The organism is Paeniglutamicibacter sp. NPDC091659 (genome assembly GCF_044756805.1).
Taxonomy (GTDB): Bacteria; Actinomycetota; Actinomycetes; order Actinomycetales; family Micrococcaceae; genus Paeniglutamicibacter.
The window spans coordinates 33,989-48,412 of sequence record NZ_JBIVTO010000015.1 but is presented as its reverse complement, the minus strand read 5'-3'; the positions used below and the strand labels follow the sequence as shown (position 1 = coordinate 48,412).

Annotated in this window: 12 protein-coding genes; 6 read left to right on the top strand and 6 right to left on the bottom strand. The window is 63.3% G+C overall.

Annotated elements, in window-relative coordinates:
• Nucleotides 1–196: 196 nt before the first annotated feature.
• From ACIQLF_RS20205 to ACIQLF_RS20185, 5 genes are all read right to left on the bottom strand, one after another.
• The gene (locus ACIQLF_RS20205) at nt 197–871 is read right to left on the bottom strand and encodes a GntR family transcriptional regulator (protein WP_400302539.1); all 675 of its coding nucleotides are present in this window, start codon (nt 869–871) and stop codon (nt 197–199) included.
• 68 nt (nt 872–939) lie between these two features.
• Nucleotides 940–2,697, bottom strand: a complete 1,758-nt coding sequence (locus ACIQLF_RS20200; RefSeq protein WP_400302628.1) for an FAD-dependent monooxygenase — start codon at nt 2,695–2,697, stop codon at nt 940–942.
• Entirely contained in the window at nt 2,598–3,449 is an 852-nt protein-coding gene (locus tag ACIQLF_RS20195) for a fumarylacetoacetate hydrolase family protein (protein ID WP_400302538.1), read from the bottom strand. Before ACIQLF_RS20195 ends, ACIQLF_RS20200 begins: the two co-directional genes overlap by 100 nt.
• 85 nt (nt 3,450–3,534) lie before the next feature.
• On the bottom strand, nt 3,535–4,395 hold the full coding sequence (locus tag ACIQLF_RS20190; protein ID WP_400302535.1) for a VOC family protein: 861 nt from the start codon (nt 4,393–4,395) through the stop codon (nt 3,535–3,537).
• A 531-nt stretch (nt 4,396–4,926) separates the two neighbouring features.
• Nucleotides 4,927–6,435: an aldehyde dehydrogenase family protein gene (locus ACIQLF_RS20185; protein ID WP_400302533.1), complete on the bottom strand. Its 1,509-nt coding sequence runs from the start codon at nt 6,433–6,435 to the stop codon at nt 4,927–4,929.
• 572 nt (nt 6,436–7,007) lie between these two features.
• Between ACIQLF_RS20185 and ACIQLF_RS20180 the strand changes: the two genes are divergently transcribed.
• The 5 genes from ACIQLF_RS20180 to ACIQLF_RS20160 all read left to right on the top strand — a co-directional run bounded on the left by ACIQLF_RS20180 (nt 7,008) and on the right by ACIQLF_RS20160 (nt 11,693).
• Nucleotides 7,008–8,030, top strand: a complete 1,023-nt coding sequence (locus ACIQLF_RS20180) for an ABC transporter substrate-binding protein (protein WP_400302531.1) — start codon at nt 7,008–7,010, stop codon at nt 8,028–8,030.
• 95 nt (nt 8,031–8,125) lie between these two features.
• Nucleotides 8,126–8,902 carry an ABC transporter permease gene (locus tag ACIQLF_RS20175; RefSeq protein ID WP_400302528.1) on the top strand — a complete coding sequence of 259 codons (777 nt, stop codon included), beginning with the start codon at nt 8,126–8,128 and terminating at the stop codon, nt 8,900–8,902.
• Entirely contained in the window at nt 8,895–9,722 is an 828-nt protein-coding gene (locus ACIQLF_RS20170) for an ABC transporter permease (RefSeq protein ID WP_400302526.1), read from the top strand. The genes ACIQLF_RS20175 and ACIQLF_RS20170 overlap by 8 nt, the downstream gene beginning before the upstream one ends.
• A 50-nt stretch (nt 9,723–9,772) precedes the next feature.
• Nucleotides 9,773–10,579, top strand: coding sequence for an ABC transporter ATP-binding protein (locus tag ACIQLF_RS20165; protein WP_400302523.1), 807 nt, complete (start codon nt 9,773–9,775; stop codon nt 10,577–10,579).
• A gap of 4 nt (nt 10,580–10,583) precedes the next feature.
• Nucleotides 10,584–11,693 (top strand): alcohol dehydrogenase catalytic domain-containing protein, encoded by a 1,110-nt coding sequence (locus ACIQLF_RS20160; RefSeq protein ID WP_400302520.1) that lies wholly within the window; start codon nt 10,584–10,586, stop codon nt 11,691–11,693.
• Nucleotides 11,694–11,764: 71 nt separating this feature from the next.
• On the opposite strand, the gene ACIQLF_RS20155 is transcribed toward ACIQLF_RS20160, so the two are convergent.
• Nucleotides 11,765–12,856 carry a Zn-dependent alcohol dehydrogenase gene (locus tag ACIQLF_RS20155; protein WP_400302518.1) on the bottom strand — a complete coding sequence of 364 codons (1,092 nt, stop codon included), beginning with the start codon at nt 12,854–12,856 and terminating at the stop codon, nt 11,765–11,767.
• Between the two features lie 110 nt (nt 12,857–12,966).
• Here ACIQLF_RS20155 and ACIQLF_RS20150 point away from each other — a divergent pair, with 110 nt between their 5' ends.
• Nucleotides 12,967–14,049 carry a zinc-binding dehydrogenase gene (locus ACIQLF_RS20150; RefSeq protein WP_400302515.1) on the top strand — a complete coding sequence of 361 codons (1,083 nt, stop codon included), beginning with the start codon at nt 12,967–12,969 and terminating at the stop codon, nt 14,047–14,049.
• Nucleotides 14,050–14,424: the final 375 nt, after the last annotated feature.

The following is a 14,424-nucleotide window of genomic DNA, read 5'->3' as shown; positions in this document are numbered from 1 at the left end:
TCGAATTCGAGGTCAACGACCTTGATATCGGCCCCGGACTCGCTAAGCACCGCACTCCTGCCATGTAGAACTGTCATCGAAACAGCTCTCTGTCGAGCGCCATAGTGGTGGACCCGAGCTAACCGCGGCCGGGTGGCCGGGGATACGGGTCGTTCCACCCCTTTTTGGCGGGCGGGGAGCGAGCGGTCCATGGTTTCTAGCCTGCGGCCGCAGCCTCGGCCAGGCCCGCATCCATGACCACCTGGACAGTTGCTTCGTAGTGTTCGCGCAGCCGGCGGGCCAGGGCGCCGGCATCTCGCGCCAGTGCAGCTTCCAGCAGAAGTTCGTGTTCCCGCTCCACGCTGCGCCCGGCGGCCGCCGGGGATGGCGCGGCCCAACGGCGGTAGAGCTCGGTCGAATCAGCCAGGTTGGAAGCCAGCCTGATCATGGGTTGGCAATCGCTTGCCTCGAGTAACTTGAGATGGAAGTCGCGGTGCGCGCGTGCCCATTCCGCGTTCACTTGGTCGGGGTCATCCACGCATCGCCGCGGCGTGCGCACCAGCTGGTGATGCGCGGCAATCAGGGCGGACTCCCAAGCCAGGTCTCCGCGTTCCACCGAGAGGCGGGCGGCCAGTGCCTCGGTGACGCAGCGCAGTTCGGTGATGTCGGCCAACTCGCGGAGCTTGAGCTCCGCGACGAAGAATCCGCGGTTGGGTCGAAGAAGCACCAGTCCCTCCCCAGCCAGCCGGGTCAGCGATTCCCGGATGACGGTGGAACTCGTGTCGAAATGGGTCGCCAGGGTCGCGGGCTGCAAACGCTCGCCAGGGGACCACGCCCCCTGGAGAATGGTTCGGCGGATTCCCTCAACCGACATGGCCGACGCTTTTGCCACGATTTCTACCTCGCTTCCCGGACTAGTGAAAAGTCTCGGTGAGGGTGGTCCCTATTCATGGCGCCCGCTCACCGGCGTTCAACGGAGAGGGCGAAACCGGACAATCCGGTGATCTTTGCCGCCAACGCGCCAATCAGCGAAGCCCGCTCGGCGGCCGGCGCCACGCCAGCGACGTAGCGGTCGGGGCGCACCAGAAGGACCATACCTGCGACAGGCGAGAAGATACCGCTGGAATCGGTGGCCATGGTGAGGGCTCCCTCGATGTCCTCAAACACCAGTTGATTGTCTGGGCCGACTTCGATGAGGCTCCACCCGTCGGAGAGCATCTCATCGAGCGGAACCCGGTTGTGGTCGGCGTCCAACACCATCGGTTGGGGCAGCGAGCGTCCCACGAGGCTTGCGCCCGCCGCGGAAATCCCGTTCGGCGGGGCAACGACGGTGCCCTGCCGGTAGTGGGGCTGCTTGAGGAACTTCATCCGGGTGAGCCAGACGTTCAGTGGAGGGACGGCGCGGGTGCCGATGACCACTGCGTCGCGGATGCGGGTGATGATCGGGTTGGTGTTCATCACGACCCAGCCGATGCGCTTGGAGAGCTTGACCATCTCGGCGGCGTGGGGTCTGCGCTCGGCGGCGTAGTCGTCAATGAGCGCTTCGGTGCCTTCGCCGTGGATGTGGGCGGCGATGCGCCAGGCGGCGGATGCTGCATCGCGGATGCCGGCGTTGAGCCCTTGTCCGGCGAAGGGCGGCATCAGGTGTGCGGCGTCTCCTGCCAGCAGGACCCTGCCGACGCGGTACCTTTCGGCGATGCGCTGGTGGGCGGTGTAGACGACAGCACGGCGCACGGTCACCCGCGAAACGTCTTGGTAGGGTGCCACCAGCTCGGCGATGGAGGACGGGGCGATCATCTCCTGCTCGTCCTCGCCCTCGAAGAGCATGAATTCGTAGCGGCGCCTGCCGTGCACGCCCGGCACCACGACGGTGGGCCGTGCGCCGTTGCAGTGAAAGGACGCGAACGGTTCGGGGTCGCCGGGAACATCCAGCAGGTCGACGACGATCCATTTTTCCACCTGGGTGGAACCACTGAGCCCGATGCCCAATTCGCGTCGGACGAAGCTTCGTCCCCCATCGCAGGCGATGACCCAGGAAGCGTTGATGACCAGCTCGGTTTCCGGTGCGCCGGGGGCAGGCGCGTGATCGGTGCCGGTGTCCCCGGCCGCGACGCCGGAGAAACCTCGGTTTCGCTCCCCGCGACGCACCGCGGTCACCGTTACCCCGTCGGGGTGTTGGGCGATCGCGGTGGCCTCGGTATTGAAGTGCAGCTCGATTCCGGCGCGTTCGGAGGCCGCCCCGAACAGCAGGCCTTCCATGACGGGCTGGTCGAACTGGGATTTTCCGGGCTGGCCCAGGCGCGGGTTGCCGGGGCGCACGTCGGCAAGGAGCCTGCCGCCGCGCCCGTAGTACCTGGCCCCGGTGTCCATGAGCATTTCCGGGGCAAGGCGAGGCATGATGCCGATTTGCTGCATCACCCGCAGCGTCTCATCGGTGGCGCTGATGGCCCGCGGCTCGTCGCCGGAGCCCCAGTGCTTCTCGATCAACGCCACGCGCATTCCATGGTCCGCCAGGAGGTTCGCCGCCGTCAGACCGGTGGGGCCTGCCCCGATGACCAATACGTCGGCTTCGATGCGCTCCGCCATGCTGTGCTCCTTTGCCCGGACTTTTCCGGTGCCTAGTTGGCTTCGTCGACGACCGTGTTGCGCAGGGTTCCGAGGCCGGTGATTTCGACCTCGACCACGTCGCCGGCGTTGAGCAGGCCACCCTCGCCCCAGAAGAGACCCACGCCGCCGGGGGTGCCGGTGACGATGACGTCGCCCGGGTTCAGCTTGGTGAAGCCGGTGACATAGGCCATCAGCTGCGGGATGGTGAAGTAGAGGTCGGCGACCGAGGCCTTCTGGCGGGTCTCACCGTTGACGCGGGTTTCCAGGGTGAGGTTGTTGACGTCGCCGAGATCGGCCGCCGGGACCAGGTACGGGCCGAAGCCGCCGGTGGACGGGAAGTTCTTGCCCGGGATCCACTGGCTGGCAGCCTTCTGCCAGTCGCGCGCGGAGAAGTCGTTGTAGGCGGCGTAGCCGGCGATGTGGTCCCAGGAATCTTCCTCCGAGACGTGCCAGGCTTCCTTGCCGATGACCAGGGCCATTTCGCCCTCGTAGTCGAACTTGGCGGTGGTGGCCGGCTTCACGGCCGGGGCCAGGTGCCCCATCTGGGTGTCTGCGAAGCGGGTGAACACGGTCGGGGCGGTCTGTCCGGTCTTCCCGGATTCCTCCTGGTGTGCGCGGTAGTTCACACCGATGCAGATGATTTTGCCGGGGTTGGTGAGCGAGGGGAGGAACGTGACTTCGTCCTCGGGTCGGGTCGGGGCTCCGGTGATGTCGATGTCGGTGCCGAAGATGCCCTTTTCGATCGACTCGCGGATGGTGGCGGCGAGGTTCAGGCCGGTGGGGCCCAGGTCGTGGGTGGTCTCGTCGATGACCAGCCCCCAGGTCTCGGAACCGTCGGTGGCAAGGAAGGAAGCATACTGCATGGATTTTCAGCCTTTCAGCTCTGTGTTTTTCAGGATTTTATGGTGAGGCGCTGCGCAAGGCGACCGGGCATCGGCCCGCCGGGGGTTAGCGAAAGGTCTTCAGCTCGGTGACCGTGGGGATGCCGAAGGTGCGGAAGTCGTCGGTGCGGCGGTTGGACCACATGTTCCACCAGTTCTCGTCCTCGGCCCAGATCACCGGTTCGCGGTCGTCATCGTAGATCTGCTCGAGGTCGGTGTAGAGCTCCACGACGGCGCCGGAGGTTTCCACGTAGTAGGCGGCGATGTTGTGTCCGGCTCCGTGGCGGACCGGTCCCCAGATCAGTTCGCGACTTGCGCATCCCAGGCGGTCGCCCAGCTTGGCCAGGTCGGCAATGGACGGGACCTGCCAGGCGTGGTGGTGGAAGGTCCCTCGGCCGGCGATCAGGGCAATGCCGTGGTGGTCGGGGTTGCAGCGCATGAAGTAGGCGTAGTCGTCCCCGATGACATCGGAGAGGCGGAAATCGAAGATCCGGCGCAGGAATTCCATCATGGAACGCGGTTCGCGCGGATGGAAGTTGATGTGGCCGTACCTGTCGGGTCCGAAGCCCTGCAGTCCCGGGTCGCTGGCCTGCATGCCGGTGTAGATCTCGAAGATCCAGCCCTCGGGGCCGATGAAACTGAAGCCGTCCTGCACGCCGGCGCTGACGGCGGTGTGCGAGATGAACTTGAAGTTCTCGCTCTCGACGCGGCGGCGGATTTCCCGCAGGGCGTCGCCGTTGCGGGCGATCAGGCCGATGGACTGTATTCCGTTGACTTCCGATTCTACGTAGACCAGCTCGTGGTGGACGGCGTTGGCCGCGAGGTACACCTCGTTCTCGGTGCGCTCGGTGACGCGCAAGCCCAGGAGTTGGGTGGCGTCAAAGATCGAGCCCTCAATGTTGTTGGTCTGGATGGACACGTGGCCCATCTCTCTAATCAAACCCCAGGCCATGGAATATCCTCTCCGCGCGGGTAACTAAAAAAACATTATCACTACAAAAGTATATTATCTAGCTGTTTTTGGATTATTTATGGGATGTGACCCGCAGTCCCGTGCGGTGCCGGTGTGGAAGGGCGGCTGTTGAGCCGGGCGGTCGTTCCGGTGAGCAGATTCGGCGGCGACTGACGGTGGCCCCGGCCCTGCGGAAAGCTGGGGCGGGGCCACGAACCGCCTCCTGATGTTGCGCCGAATAAGTCGTCCCGCGCCCGAGGGGAGCGGTTCGCCATGGATCCCCGGGCCGGCTGGGGGCTGGTCGTCTCGCCATATGAACCCGCGTGGCGCTTTCGGAGGCGCCCCAAGCGCCCCTGTCCGGTGGTCGATGGACCCCGGTCCGCGATGGGACCGGCCACGGCGTCGAGCCGGCAGGGCAATACTCGGTGCCACCGGAGTGGGTGCACGGTTGCCGTGCGTCCGGCAATGGAAGTGGGGTGCCGGGCTGGCCGGTGTGCCTATCGCGGTCTAATCGAGCTTGACGGTGACGCTCTTGATGGATGTGTAGGCCTCGATTCCTTCGCGGCCGTTTTCATGGCCCCACCCCGATTGCTTGAAGCCACCGAAGGGCATGTTGGCGTCCATTCCGGCGCCGGTATTGACGCGGACATTGCCTGCTTGGATGCGCTTGGCAAAGAGCAGTGCTCGCGAGATGTCCTGGGTGAAGATGATGGAGTTTAGCCCGTAGTCGCTGTCGTTGGCGCGGCGCAGGACTTCGGCGAGCGAATCCTCGTTGCTGAAGGTGCTCACCGACAGCACCGGCCCGAAGATCTCTTCATGCGCGATCGACATTTCCGCAGTGACGTTGCGCAGGACTGTCGGTGTGACGAAGAATCCGTCCCCGGCAGCCTTGGCGCCACCGGTAACGAGCTCAGCACCGTCGGCGATTCCCGCTTCGATGTAGCCGAGCACTCGTTCACGCTGGACTTCGGAGATCAAGGGACCGAGCTGGGTGGACGGGTCCAGGCCGGCACCGACGTTCATTGACTCGGCGAATTTGGCAATGCCGGCAATGACCTCGTCGGCAACGTCCTCGTGGACATAGAGTCGCGAGCCGGCTGCACAGACCTGGCCGGCGTTGGCGAAGATGCTCATGGCCGCGCCGGGAATGGCCTTGGCCATATCGGCATCCGGGTAAATAACCACCGGTGACTTGCCGCCGAGCTCCAGGCTGAGCTTCTTGAGGTTCCCGGCGGCCGAAGCCAACAGGCGCTTGCCTACCGCCGTTGAGCCGGTGAACGACACCTTGTCCACATCCGGGTGGTCCGCCAACGCCTGACCTGCAACCTGTCCCAAGCCCTGGACCACGTTGAGTACACCGGCAGGTATGCCCACCTCCAGGGCGATCTGTGCGACTCGAACCGCCGTCAGCGGGGTGAGCTCGGCGGGCTTGAGCACCACGGTGCACCCCGAAGCCAGCGCAGGAGCGATCTTCGACAGGGCGATGGTGAATGGCACGTTCCAAGGAACAATCAGGCCGGCAACGCCCAGTGGCTGACGCAGGGTGTAAGCATGCCATTGGCCGGGAAGCGAGATGTCGCGAGTTTCGCCGTTGAGCTTGGTGGCCCAGCCCGCGTGGTAACGCAGGATGTCGATGCCGGTGGGAAGTTCGAAGTTCCGGGCCACGGCATAAGGCTTGCCGCAGTTCAGGGATTCGAGGGTTGCCAGTTCGTCCAGGTTCTCTTCGAGTGCGTCGGCGAGCTTGTGGAGCAGGTGTTGGCGCCGTGAGGGGGACAACGTCGACCACGGACCGGTTTCGAAGGCGGCGCGTGCCGCTGCCACTGCGGCATTGACATCTCCTGCGGTGGCCGAGGCGCTGGTGGTGAGCGTTTGGCCACTCGACGGATCGGTGACAGTCAGTGGCTCTCCGCCTCCGGGCACCTGCTCTCCGTCGATGATGAGCGGGAGCACTGTGCTGGAAAGCTGCTCGCGCAACCGGGTCGCGATCGGATTGGCATGTGTGTCGGTGAGCGTCATTCTCGTGCGTTCCTTGCTTCGTGGGTGGCCCGGGCGTTGGTTGGGGCGCGCGGCTACTTGTCGTTCAATGTGCGCCCCGTCACGCAATCATACTGAAAATATATTGCCATGCAAGGAATGTATTTTAAGTAAAGTGCTTGCGCGGCTCTGGCGCCCCGCGATTTCGGCGCGGCCACCTTTTGCCAACAAGCGCCCGCGAGAGTTTCGTGGCAATGCTCAACCTTGCCCGCTGGCCCCGAGGGGGCATCCCGGTGACGTTCCGCGGGCAACCGGGCAACAGGGTCGCGTTTTGCGTCGTTCGCTCAATGGGCGGCCAAATCGGGTGCCGCGTGTCCGCGGGCGGGGTGCGATCGGAATCCGCGGGCGCCGGGTCGAGGGTGGCCCTGGATCCTCGATTGCAACTTGATGCATTGTGAGCCTTGCCACATAATCATAGTGAAGATATATTGTCTCTCAAGGAATGCATTTTTTGTATCCTGTCATCGTGGGGCCATCCCACCGCCCCAAGGGTTCGACGGGGCAAATACACTCGCCGGCCATCCAAGGCCAAGATCTCATTCAGGAGACCCACTGTGGGCATCAATCGACGTACTCTCATCACCCGTGCCGCTTCCGGTCTGGCCGTCGCATCAATGGCCGTTGCCAGCCTCACCGCCTGCGGCGGCAGCGACGCCGCAGGGGCAGCGAAAACTTCCGAGGGCGGGATGACGAAGCTGCGCGTGGCGGTAGCTCCGATCCAGTTTGAAACCGCCCACGTTGCCAAGGAACAGGGCATGTTCGAGAAGCAAGGCCTTGACGTTGAAATCGTCAACGGCGCCGACCCGGCAGCCCTGCTGGCCCAGGTGGTCTCAGGAGACGTCGACGTCGCCATCGGATCATGGATCAATGTGGCAACTTCCGTGGCCCAGGGTGTTCCCGTCAGCGTCATCGGCGGCAACGGCATGGTGGATGCCGAGGCAGAGAACTCCGGCGTGCTCGTGACCAAGGAATCGGGAATCACCGATCTTCCAGGACTCAAGGGCAAAACCATCGGAGTTGTCGGAGTGAAGTCCGGCGGCGATATCCCCGTCCTTCAGGCTCTGGAAGGTGCAGGCATCAAGATTGACGAAGTCAAGGAGGTCGCGATCCCGTACGCAGGCATGCAGGCCGCCCTCGAACAGGGCACCGTGGATGCAGTGGTTCCGGCCGACTCCTTCTACCACCAGATGGTCGACGCCGGCTTCGTCTCCATTTCCAACCCGGTGCGCGAATACCAGGGCAACATGCCCGTGACGGTCTGGACGGCCAAGAAGGACTGGCTTGCAAAGGACGGCGCCACCGCCGAGAAATTCATTGCCGCCATGACCGACGCAGTGAGCTTCTATGAAGATCCAGCGAACCTCGCCTCCATCCAGAAAATCAACGCCACCGCCAACCAGATCGACATTGCCAAGGCGCCGAAGGAATTTGTCCCGGCAGATGTGACCTTCAACGTCAAGGAAGCCCAGAGCGGCATCGATGCCATGGTGCACTTCGGCCTGCTGGCCAAGCCCGTCACCGTTGAAGAAGTCCTCTGGGAAAAGGCGCCGCGCCGCGACTCGGCAGCGGCTAAGTAACTGCTGATCCAGCTCAGGCCGCTAGGGCCGGCGATGATGAGGGTGATCCTCTTCAGCGCCGGCGCACGGTGCCCACAACAAACTTGAGGTAGACCATGAAAGAGACCACGACCGCCCCGGGGTGGCTATTGGTCCAGCGGGTCGCGGCCATCGCGATCCTGTTAGCCCTGTGGTCGCTGTTGATTGCCAGCGGCACCATGCCTTCGATGCTTCCCGGCGTAGCGCAAATCTTCAGCGGAATCGGTGAGGCCCTTACAAGCTCCGTCTTCTGGGCGGCCCTGGGAAGAACCCTGCTCTCCGCACTGGCGGGGTGGGTTCTGGCATCGACTATCGGGGTGCTTTTTGGCCTGTTCGTCGGGTCGATCAAGTTCCTTGACCGCTCAACGTCCATTCTGATCGACTTCGGGCGTTCCTTCCCGGTGCTGGCTCTGATGCCGGTGGTCATCATGCTGTTGGGCTCCAACGCCCGCATGGAGATCGTGGTTGTCGCGTTGAGCTGCCTGTGGCCGGTGCTGGTCCAGACCATTTATGGGGCACGACGCCAGGAAGCAGCAGTGGCAGATACCGTCGCCGTGTTCAGGATCCCGCCGCTGCTGCGATTCCGCAGGGTGTTGCTTCCCTCTGCTATGCCGTTCATTGCCACGGGTGTTCGCATCTCGGCATCGATTGCCCTGTTGGTTGCCGTCGGTGTTGAAGTCATCAGTCAGGCCCCGGGAATCGGGCGTCAGATTACCTTGATGCAGCAAGCTCAACGCTGGGATCTGGCCTTCGCTTACTTGATCTTCACTGGCTTGGTCGGCTGGAGCCTGGCCGTAGTTCTGCAACAAGTCGAGAACCGCCTGCTGATTTGGAAGAGACTAGAAAATGACTAGTACCATCACCCTCGACACCCGACGGGGAACCGTGCGCAAGGCTCGGCCCCGAAGCAGGGACGGCTTTGGCCGCAGCCTGCTGACCTCCACTTGGCTGATCGTTGTGGTGCTGGTGGCCTGGTGGTTCCTCTCCGCCAACAGCACCAATTTCTTCATCCCTTCCCTCGAGCAAATCCTCACCACATTGGCCCGAGACCTGGCTAACGGCGTGATCATCGCCGGCGCCGTCTATTCGCTGACCAACCTCTTTGTTGGCCTGCTCATTGCCACCGTGCTGGGTATTGGAATTGGTCTGCTGCTGGGCGAGCTCGGATGGCTGCGCCGCATCGTTGATCCGATCATCCACTTCTTCCGCTCGGTTCCCCAAGCTGCACTCGTCCCGATGATCATCGGCGTCTTTGGCATGGGCCAGGGCCCAAAAATGGGAACCATCGCCTTCGCCTGCATGTGGCCGATCCTGCTGAACACCATTGACGGTGTTTTGGGGGTTGAACCCACCATCCGCAAGTTCTCCAAGGTCTACCGCATTCCGCGCTCCCTGCACTTTAGGCGAGTGGTGCTGCCCGCAGCGCTGCCGCAGATTGTTGCAGGTGTACGGGTTGCACTGCCCATCGGCATCACCGTCATGGTGGTCTCCGAAATGTTCGCCTCGATCGAGGGTCTGGGCTTCTACATCCTGAATTCCTCGGCAACGTTCAAGGTTCCCGAGACCTGGGCCGGCGCTCTGTTGGTCGGAGTCATCGGCTATGTCATTTCGCTGCTCTTTGTACTGGCCGAACGCCGCCTGCTGCGCTGGTACCACGCCTCCGGATCCCAGTAGGGAGCCCGGCCATGAGAACGTTCGAACCCCCACACGACCAAGGAGACGCCATGACCATGCAAATTGAAGCCGAGGCACAGCCGGAAGCCGGCACGCAGCTGATGAAGGTGCGCGGCATGTCCATGAGCTACGGCTCGGGGGCCACGGAAAACAAGATCCTTGAAAACCTGAACCTGGACGTTGCCGCCGGCGAATTCATTTCAATCGTCGGCCCCTCGGGTGTTGGCAAAACCACGCTGTTGCGCTGCCTCTCCGGGCTGCTGCGCCCCAAAGCGGGGACCATCGAGGTGGGCGGCACCGTGATCAACGGGCCCCACCCAGACTTGGCGGTGGTCTTCCAGGACTACAGCCGTTCGCTGATGCCCTGGATGACCACCCGAGACAATGTGGCCTTCCCGCTGCAGGGCAAGGGCATGGGCAGGGCCGAGCGCAATCGCGTGGCAGATGAGAACCTTGCCGCGGTGGGCCTGAAAGGCCAGGGTGACAAGTACCCCTGGGAAATGTCAGGAGGCATGCAGCAGCGCGTGGCCATCGCCCGTGCGCTGGCCTACAACGCCAAGGTTTTGCTGATGGATGAGCCATTCGCCTCCGTTGATGCACAGACCCGATTCGACCTTGAGGACCTGGTCATCAAGCTGAAACGGGAGCTGGGTGTGACCATCCTTTTGGTTACCCACGACATCGATGAGGCACTCTACCTGGCAGACAAGGTAGTGGTGATCGCCGAAAAGCCGGCAACCGTCGTGGATGAGATCATCACCGGTTTCGGCGAGGAACGCGACCAGCTGGCCACCAAGGCAGACCCGCGCTTCGCCGATGCCCGAGCCCGCATCATGCACCGACTGCGCAAGGACTAGGGGCGTGGGACGGCACAACGTGCGCGCGGCCATGGTGCGCGACTTTGACGGAACCTTTGCCATCGAGGAGATCGAGGTGGATTCCCCGCTGGGTGCGGAGGTTCTCGTGGAGGTGCGCGCCGCCGGCCTCTGCCATTCGGACCTACACCTGGCCTCCACCAACATGGGCATACCGGCCCCGGTGCTGCTGGGCCACGAGATCTCCGGTGTCGTGCGTGAGGTGGGAGACAGGGTCTCCGACCTCACGGTGGGCGACCACGTGTTGGCGACGCTGATCCAATACTGTGGTCGCTGCGCCGATTGCCTCTCCGGTGCCGGCCACCGTTGCAAGGAAGGCGCCCAGACGCTCCGTGCCGCGGGTGCAGCCGCACGTATCGAGCAGGACGGGTCTGCCGTGACGCAGATGTTTGGCCTGGGAGGATTCGCGGAGCTGGTGCTGGTCCATGAGAATCAGGTCGTGAAGATTCCTCGGGAAATTCCGTTCGCCCAGGCAGCCGTGATGGCCTGTTCGACGCTTACCGGCGCCGGCGCCGTCTTCAACTGCGCAAAGGTGGCTCCGGGTGAAAATGTGGTGATCCTGGGTGCCGGAGGTGTGGGACTCAACGCCATCAACGCCGCCCGCATCGCCGGGGCCAACCGCATCATCGCCGTCGACCTGGCAGAAGACAAGCTTCGGCTGGCACGCCGCTTTGGCGCCACACACACAGTTAATGCATCCGATCAGGACCCGGTGGAAGCTGTCCGAGAGATCAGCGGTGGGGGAGTGCAGCATGCCTTTGAGATGATCGGATTCCCCGCCACCAGCCTGCAGGCGCTGCGTATGACGCGCACCGGCGGGCATGCCTATCTCATTGGGCTACATCGGCCAGGCAGCATGCTTGAGCTTGATGTGATGGCCGATGTCATTGGCCCGCAGCGCGTGCTGCACGGGCTATACATGGGCTCGTCGGCACCTCGGCGCGATGTGCCGCGCTATGTTGACCAGTACCTGTCCGGGGCCTTGGATCTAGACGCCCTGGTGGCCAACGAGCTGTCCCTGGATCAGATCAACGACGGCTTCGCGGCCATGGCTTCCGGCGGAGGAGTCGCCCGCGGGGTCATCACCTCGTTCTAGGCAAGCCAAACAGTCAAAGGAGCGGAATCCCGAAAGGATCCGCTCCTTTGACTGTTTGTGGTGCTCGGGGCCTAAAAGCTGGTGATCACGTTTCGGGCCACGGCGCCGCCACGCAGCGAGTTGTAGCCCGCTTCGATCTGGTCCAGGGAGATATGGGCGGAGACCAATTCGTCGAGCTTGAAACGTCCCTGCAGGTAGAGGTTCGCATACATGGGGATGTCAACGGCGATGTTGCTTGAGCCCATGGCCACGCCGCGGATTCCCTTCTGCTTGCCCATGAGGTCGCCGAACGGTGTGACCTGGATGGTCGATCCGGGCTGGTGCACGCCAATCAGGTAGGCAGTGCCGCCGACCTCCAGCATGGCCACTGCTTGCTCGGACGTCGATTTCAGGCCGATGACCTCAAAGGAGTGGGTAACCCCGCCGCCGGTCATTTTCAGCACCTCGGCTACCGAATCCGTGTCAGCCCCGTTGATCACGTCGGTGGCACCGAAGAGAGTAGCCAGCTCCAACTTGGCAGGAGACAGATCAACGGCAATGATACGGGTGGCACCTGCCAGCCGGGCACCTTGGATGACGTTCAGGCCCACGCCGCCGGCGCCAATGACGGCCACGGTGTCCCCGGGGCGGATGCGGGCGGTGTTTACTGCCGCGCCGGCTCCGGTGACCACACCGCAACCCAGCAGTGCCGCACGGTCGAAGGGGATTTCGCGCGGGACGGGCACCACGGTGTTCTGATGGACCAGTACTTGTTCAGCGAATCCGCCGACCCCGATGAACTGGGTCAGCGGGGCGCCATCCAGGCTCAGCCTCGGCTTGGCACCCGGTGCGCGAGAAGTATGGGAGGGAACGCGACACTGGTATGGGCGGCCGGTGCGGCAGCCGATGCAGGTGCCGCAGCTGTGGACCGGCGAAGTGACAACGTGGTCACCCACCTTGAGCTGCGTCACTGCGGAGCCCACTGCTGCCACGACGCCTGCCACCTCGTGGCCAAGTACCGCGGGCATCGGGAATCCCACGTCGTTACTGGCTACGTGCAGGTCTGAGTGGCAGAGGCCACTGGCGCGCACGTTGATAAGCACCTCCTGTGGCGCCGGGTTGCCAATGGATATTTCGAGCACTTCAAAAGCGCCTTTGACCTCGGAGACTACTGCGGCTTTCATGGAAATCCCTTCAAGACTTATTGGTCGCTGAGGGTGACGCGGGCCACCTTTTAAAATATACTAGTTGAAATTATGCATTCTTTGTAGGTCTCTGTATAAAAAGGAGCAACATGCGGGCAGCAGTTATCAGCGCGATCGGAGCAGGGTTCGAGATCCAGGATCTGGAACACGACGAGCCGCGCGGTGCAGAGATCTTGGTCAAGGTCGAGGCCGCGGGTCTTTGCCACTCGGACATGATTGTTGCCTCCGTTGACCGCGGGCGCCCATTGCCGATGGTCGTGGGCCACGAAATGGCTGGCATTGTGGTTGGCCTTGGCCCCGAAGCCACCGACTTCGAGATCGGCGATCACGTCATCGGCAGCGAGATCAGCTTCTGTGGAGCCTGTGAGGAGTGCGTCAGCGGTGCCACCTTCCGCTGCCTGAATCCAGGCGCGGTCATGCGCTCGGCGCAGGAACCCGCACGGTTGACCCGCAATGGTGATCGCGTCGAGGCGTTCGGCGTTGCGGGCTTTGCCGAATACACCGTGCTGCACCAGAACAAGCTCGTAAGGATCCCTGCCGAGATCCCGTTTGCCCAGGCTGCCGTGCTTGGCTGTGCAACGGCCACCGGTGTGGGTGCGGTCCTGAACTCGGCCAAGGTTGCCCCGGGGCAAAGTGTTGCCGTGGTGGGTCTGGGCGGCATTGGCCTGAACCTGGTGGCGGGTGCCAGGCTTGCCGGTGCCCGCACCATCATCGGGATCGATCTGCAACCCGAAAAGCTGGAGCTCGCCCGCAACTTCGGTGCCACCCACGTGATCAACGGCGCCGAGGAGGATGTGGCGGCGCGCGTGCAGGAAATCACCGGCCGCGGCGTACATCATTCCTTTGAGGCCATCGGGCTGGGAGCCACCCAACGTCAGGCCATCGAGGTGACCCGCACCGGAGGTGCCGTCTACTTCATAGGCATCCCGCAGGGAAAGCCGCTGGAACTGAATGTGATGATGGACTTGCTGGTGAAGCAGCGCTCCTTGCATGGCATCTACATGGGCTCCTCGAACATTCGCAAGGACATCCCATACTACGCGGAGCTCTACCTGCAGGGTCGACTGAACCTCGATGACCTCATCGCACAGGAGATCAAGCTGGATCAAATCAACGAGGCCTACGAGCGTCAGGAAACCGGGGCAATTGCGAGGAGCATCATCCGCTTCTAGCACCATCGGAAAGATGCTCGGTGGGCTTCTGCTGGTATCTCGCGGCGAACGATGCCGCCCGATATTCACCCTCGTGGATATCGGGCCTAAGTCCTTCCGAACCCTGCGTGCACCGTGGATCCCCTCTGTGTGCTGGACGCACGATGCATAGGGCGAGCTACGTGCACACACGGTGGCCGAATCCACAAGGCACTGCGTCAGGACGGACCACCCCGGCCCGAGGACTTATCTGGGGAGACGCGACTGCACGGCGTAGCCAAACGCTGTACCGACCGGGTGGGCGCATTCTGCATCCGATGTCCGGGCTGCCGGCGTCTCCGCCGCGGCGCTTGCGAGGGGATCAGATGCGTTCAGGCCCGGCGCGAGGATGCACGA

Excerpts from the sequence above, each read along its gene's own strand:
- ACIQLF_RS20190 (WP_400302535.1), bottom strand. The coding sequence starts at position 4,395 with ATGGGCCACGTGTCCATCCAGACCAACAACATTGAGGGCTCGATCTTT.
- ACIQLF_RS20150 (WP_400302515.1), top strand. The coding sequence starts at position 12,967 with ATGCGGGCAGCAGTTATCAGCGCGATCGGAGCAGGGTTCGAGATCCAG.
- ACIQLF_RS20175 (WP_400302528.1), top strand. The coding sequence starts at position 8,126 with ATGAAAGAGACCACGACCGCCCCGGGGTGGCTATTGGTCCAGCGGGTC.
- ACIQLF_RS20155 (WP_400302518.1), bottom strand. The coding sequence starts at position 12,856 with ATGAAAGCCGCAGTAGTCTCCGAGGTCAAAGGCGCTTTTGAAGTGCTC.
- ACIQLF_RS20165 (WP_400302523.1), top strand. The coding sequence starts at position 9,773 with ATGACCATGCAAATTGAAGCCGAGGCACAGCCGGAAGCCGGCACGCAG.
- ACIQLF_RS20170 (WP_400302526.1), top strand. The coding sequence starts at position 8,895 with ATGACTAGTACCATCACCCTCGACACCCGACGGGGAACCGTGCGCAAG.
- ACIQLF_RS20195 (WP_400302538.1), bottom strand. The coding sequence starts at position 3,449 with ATGCAGTATGCTTCCTTCCTTGCCACCGACGGTTCCGAGACCTGGGGG.
- ACIQLF_RS20185 (WP_400302533.1), bottom strand. The coding sequence starts at position 6,435 with ATGACGCTCACCGACACACATGCCAATCCGATCGCGACCCGGTTGCGC.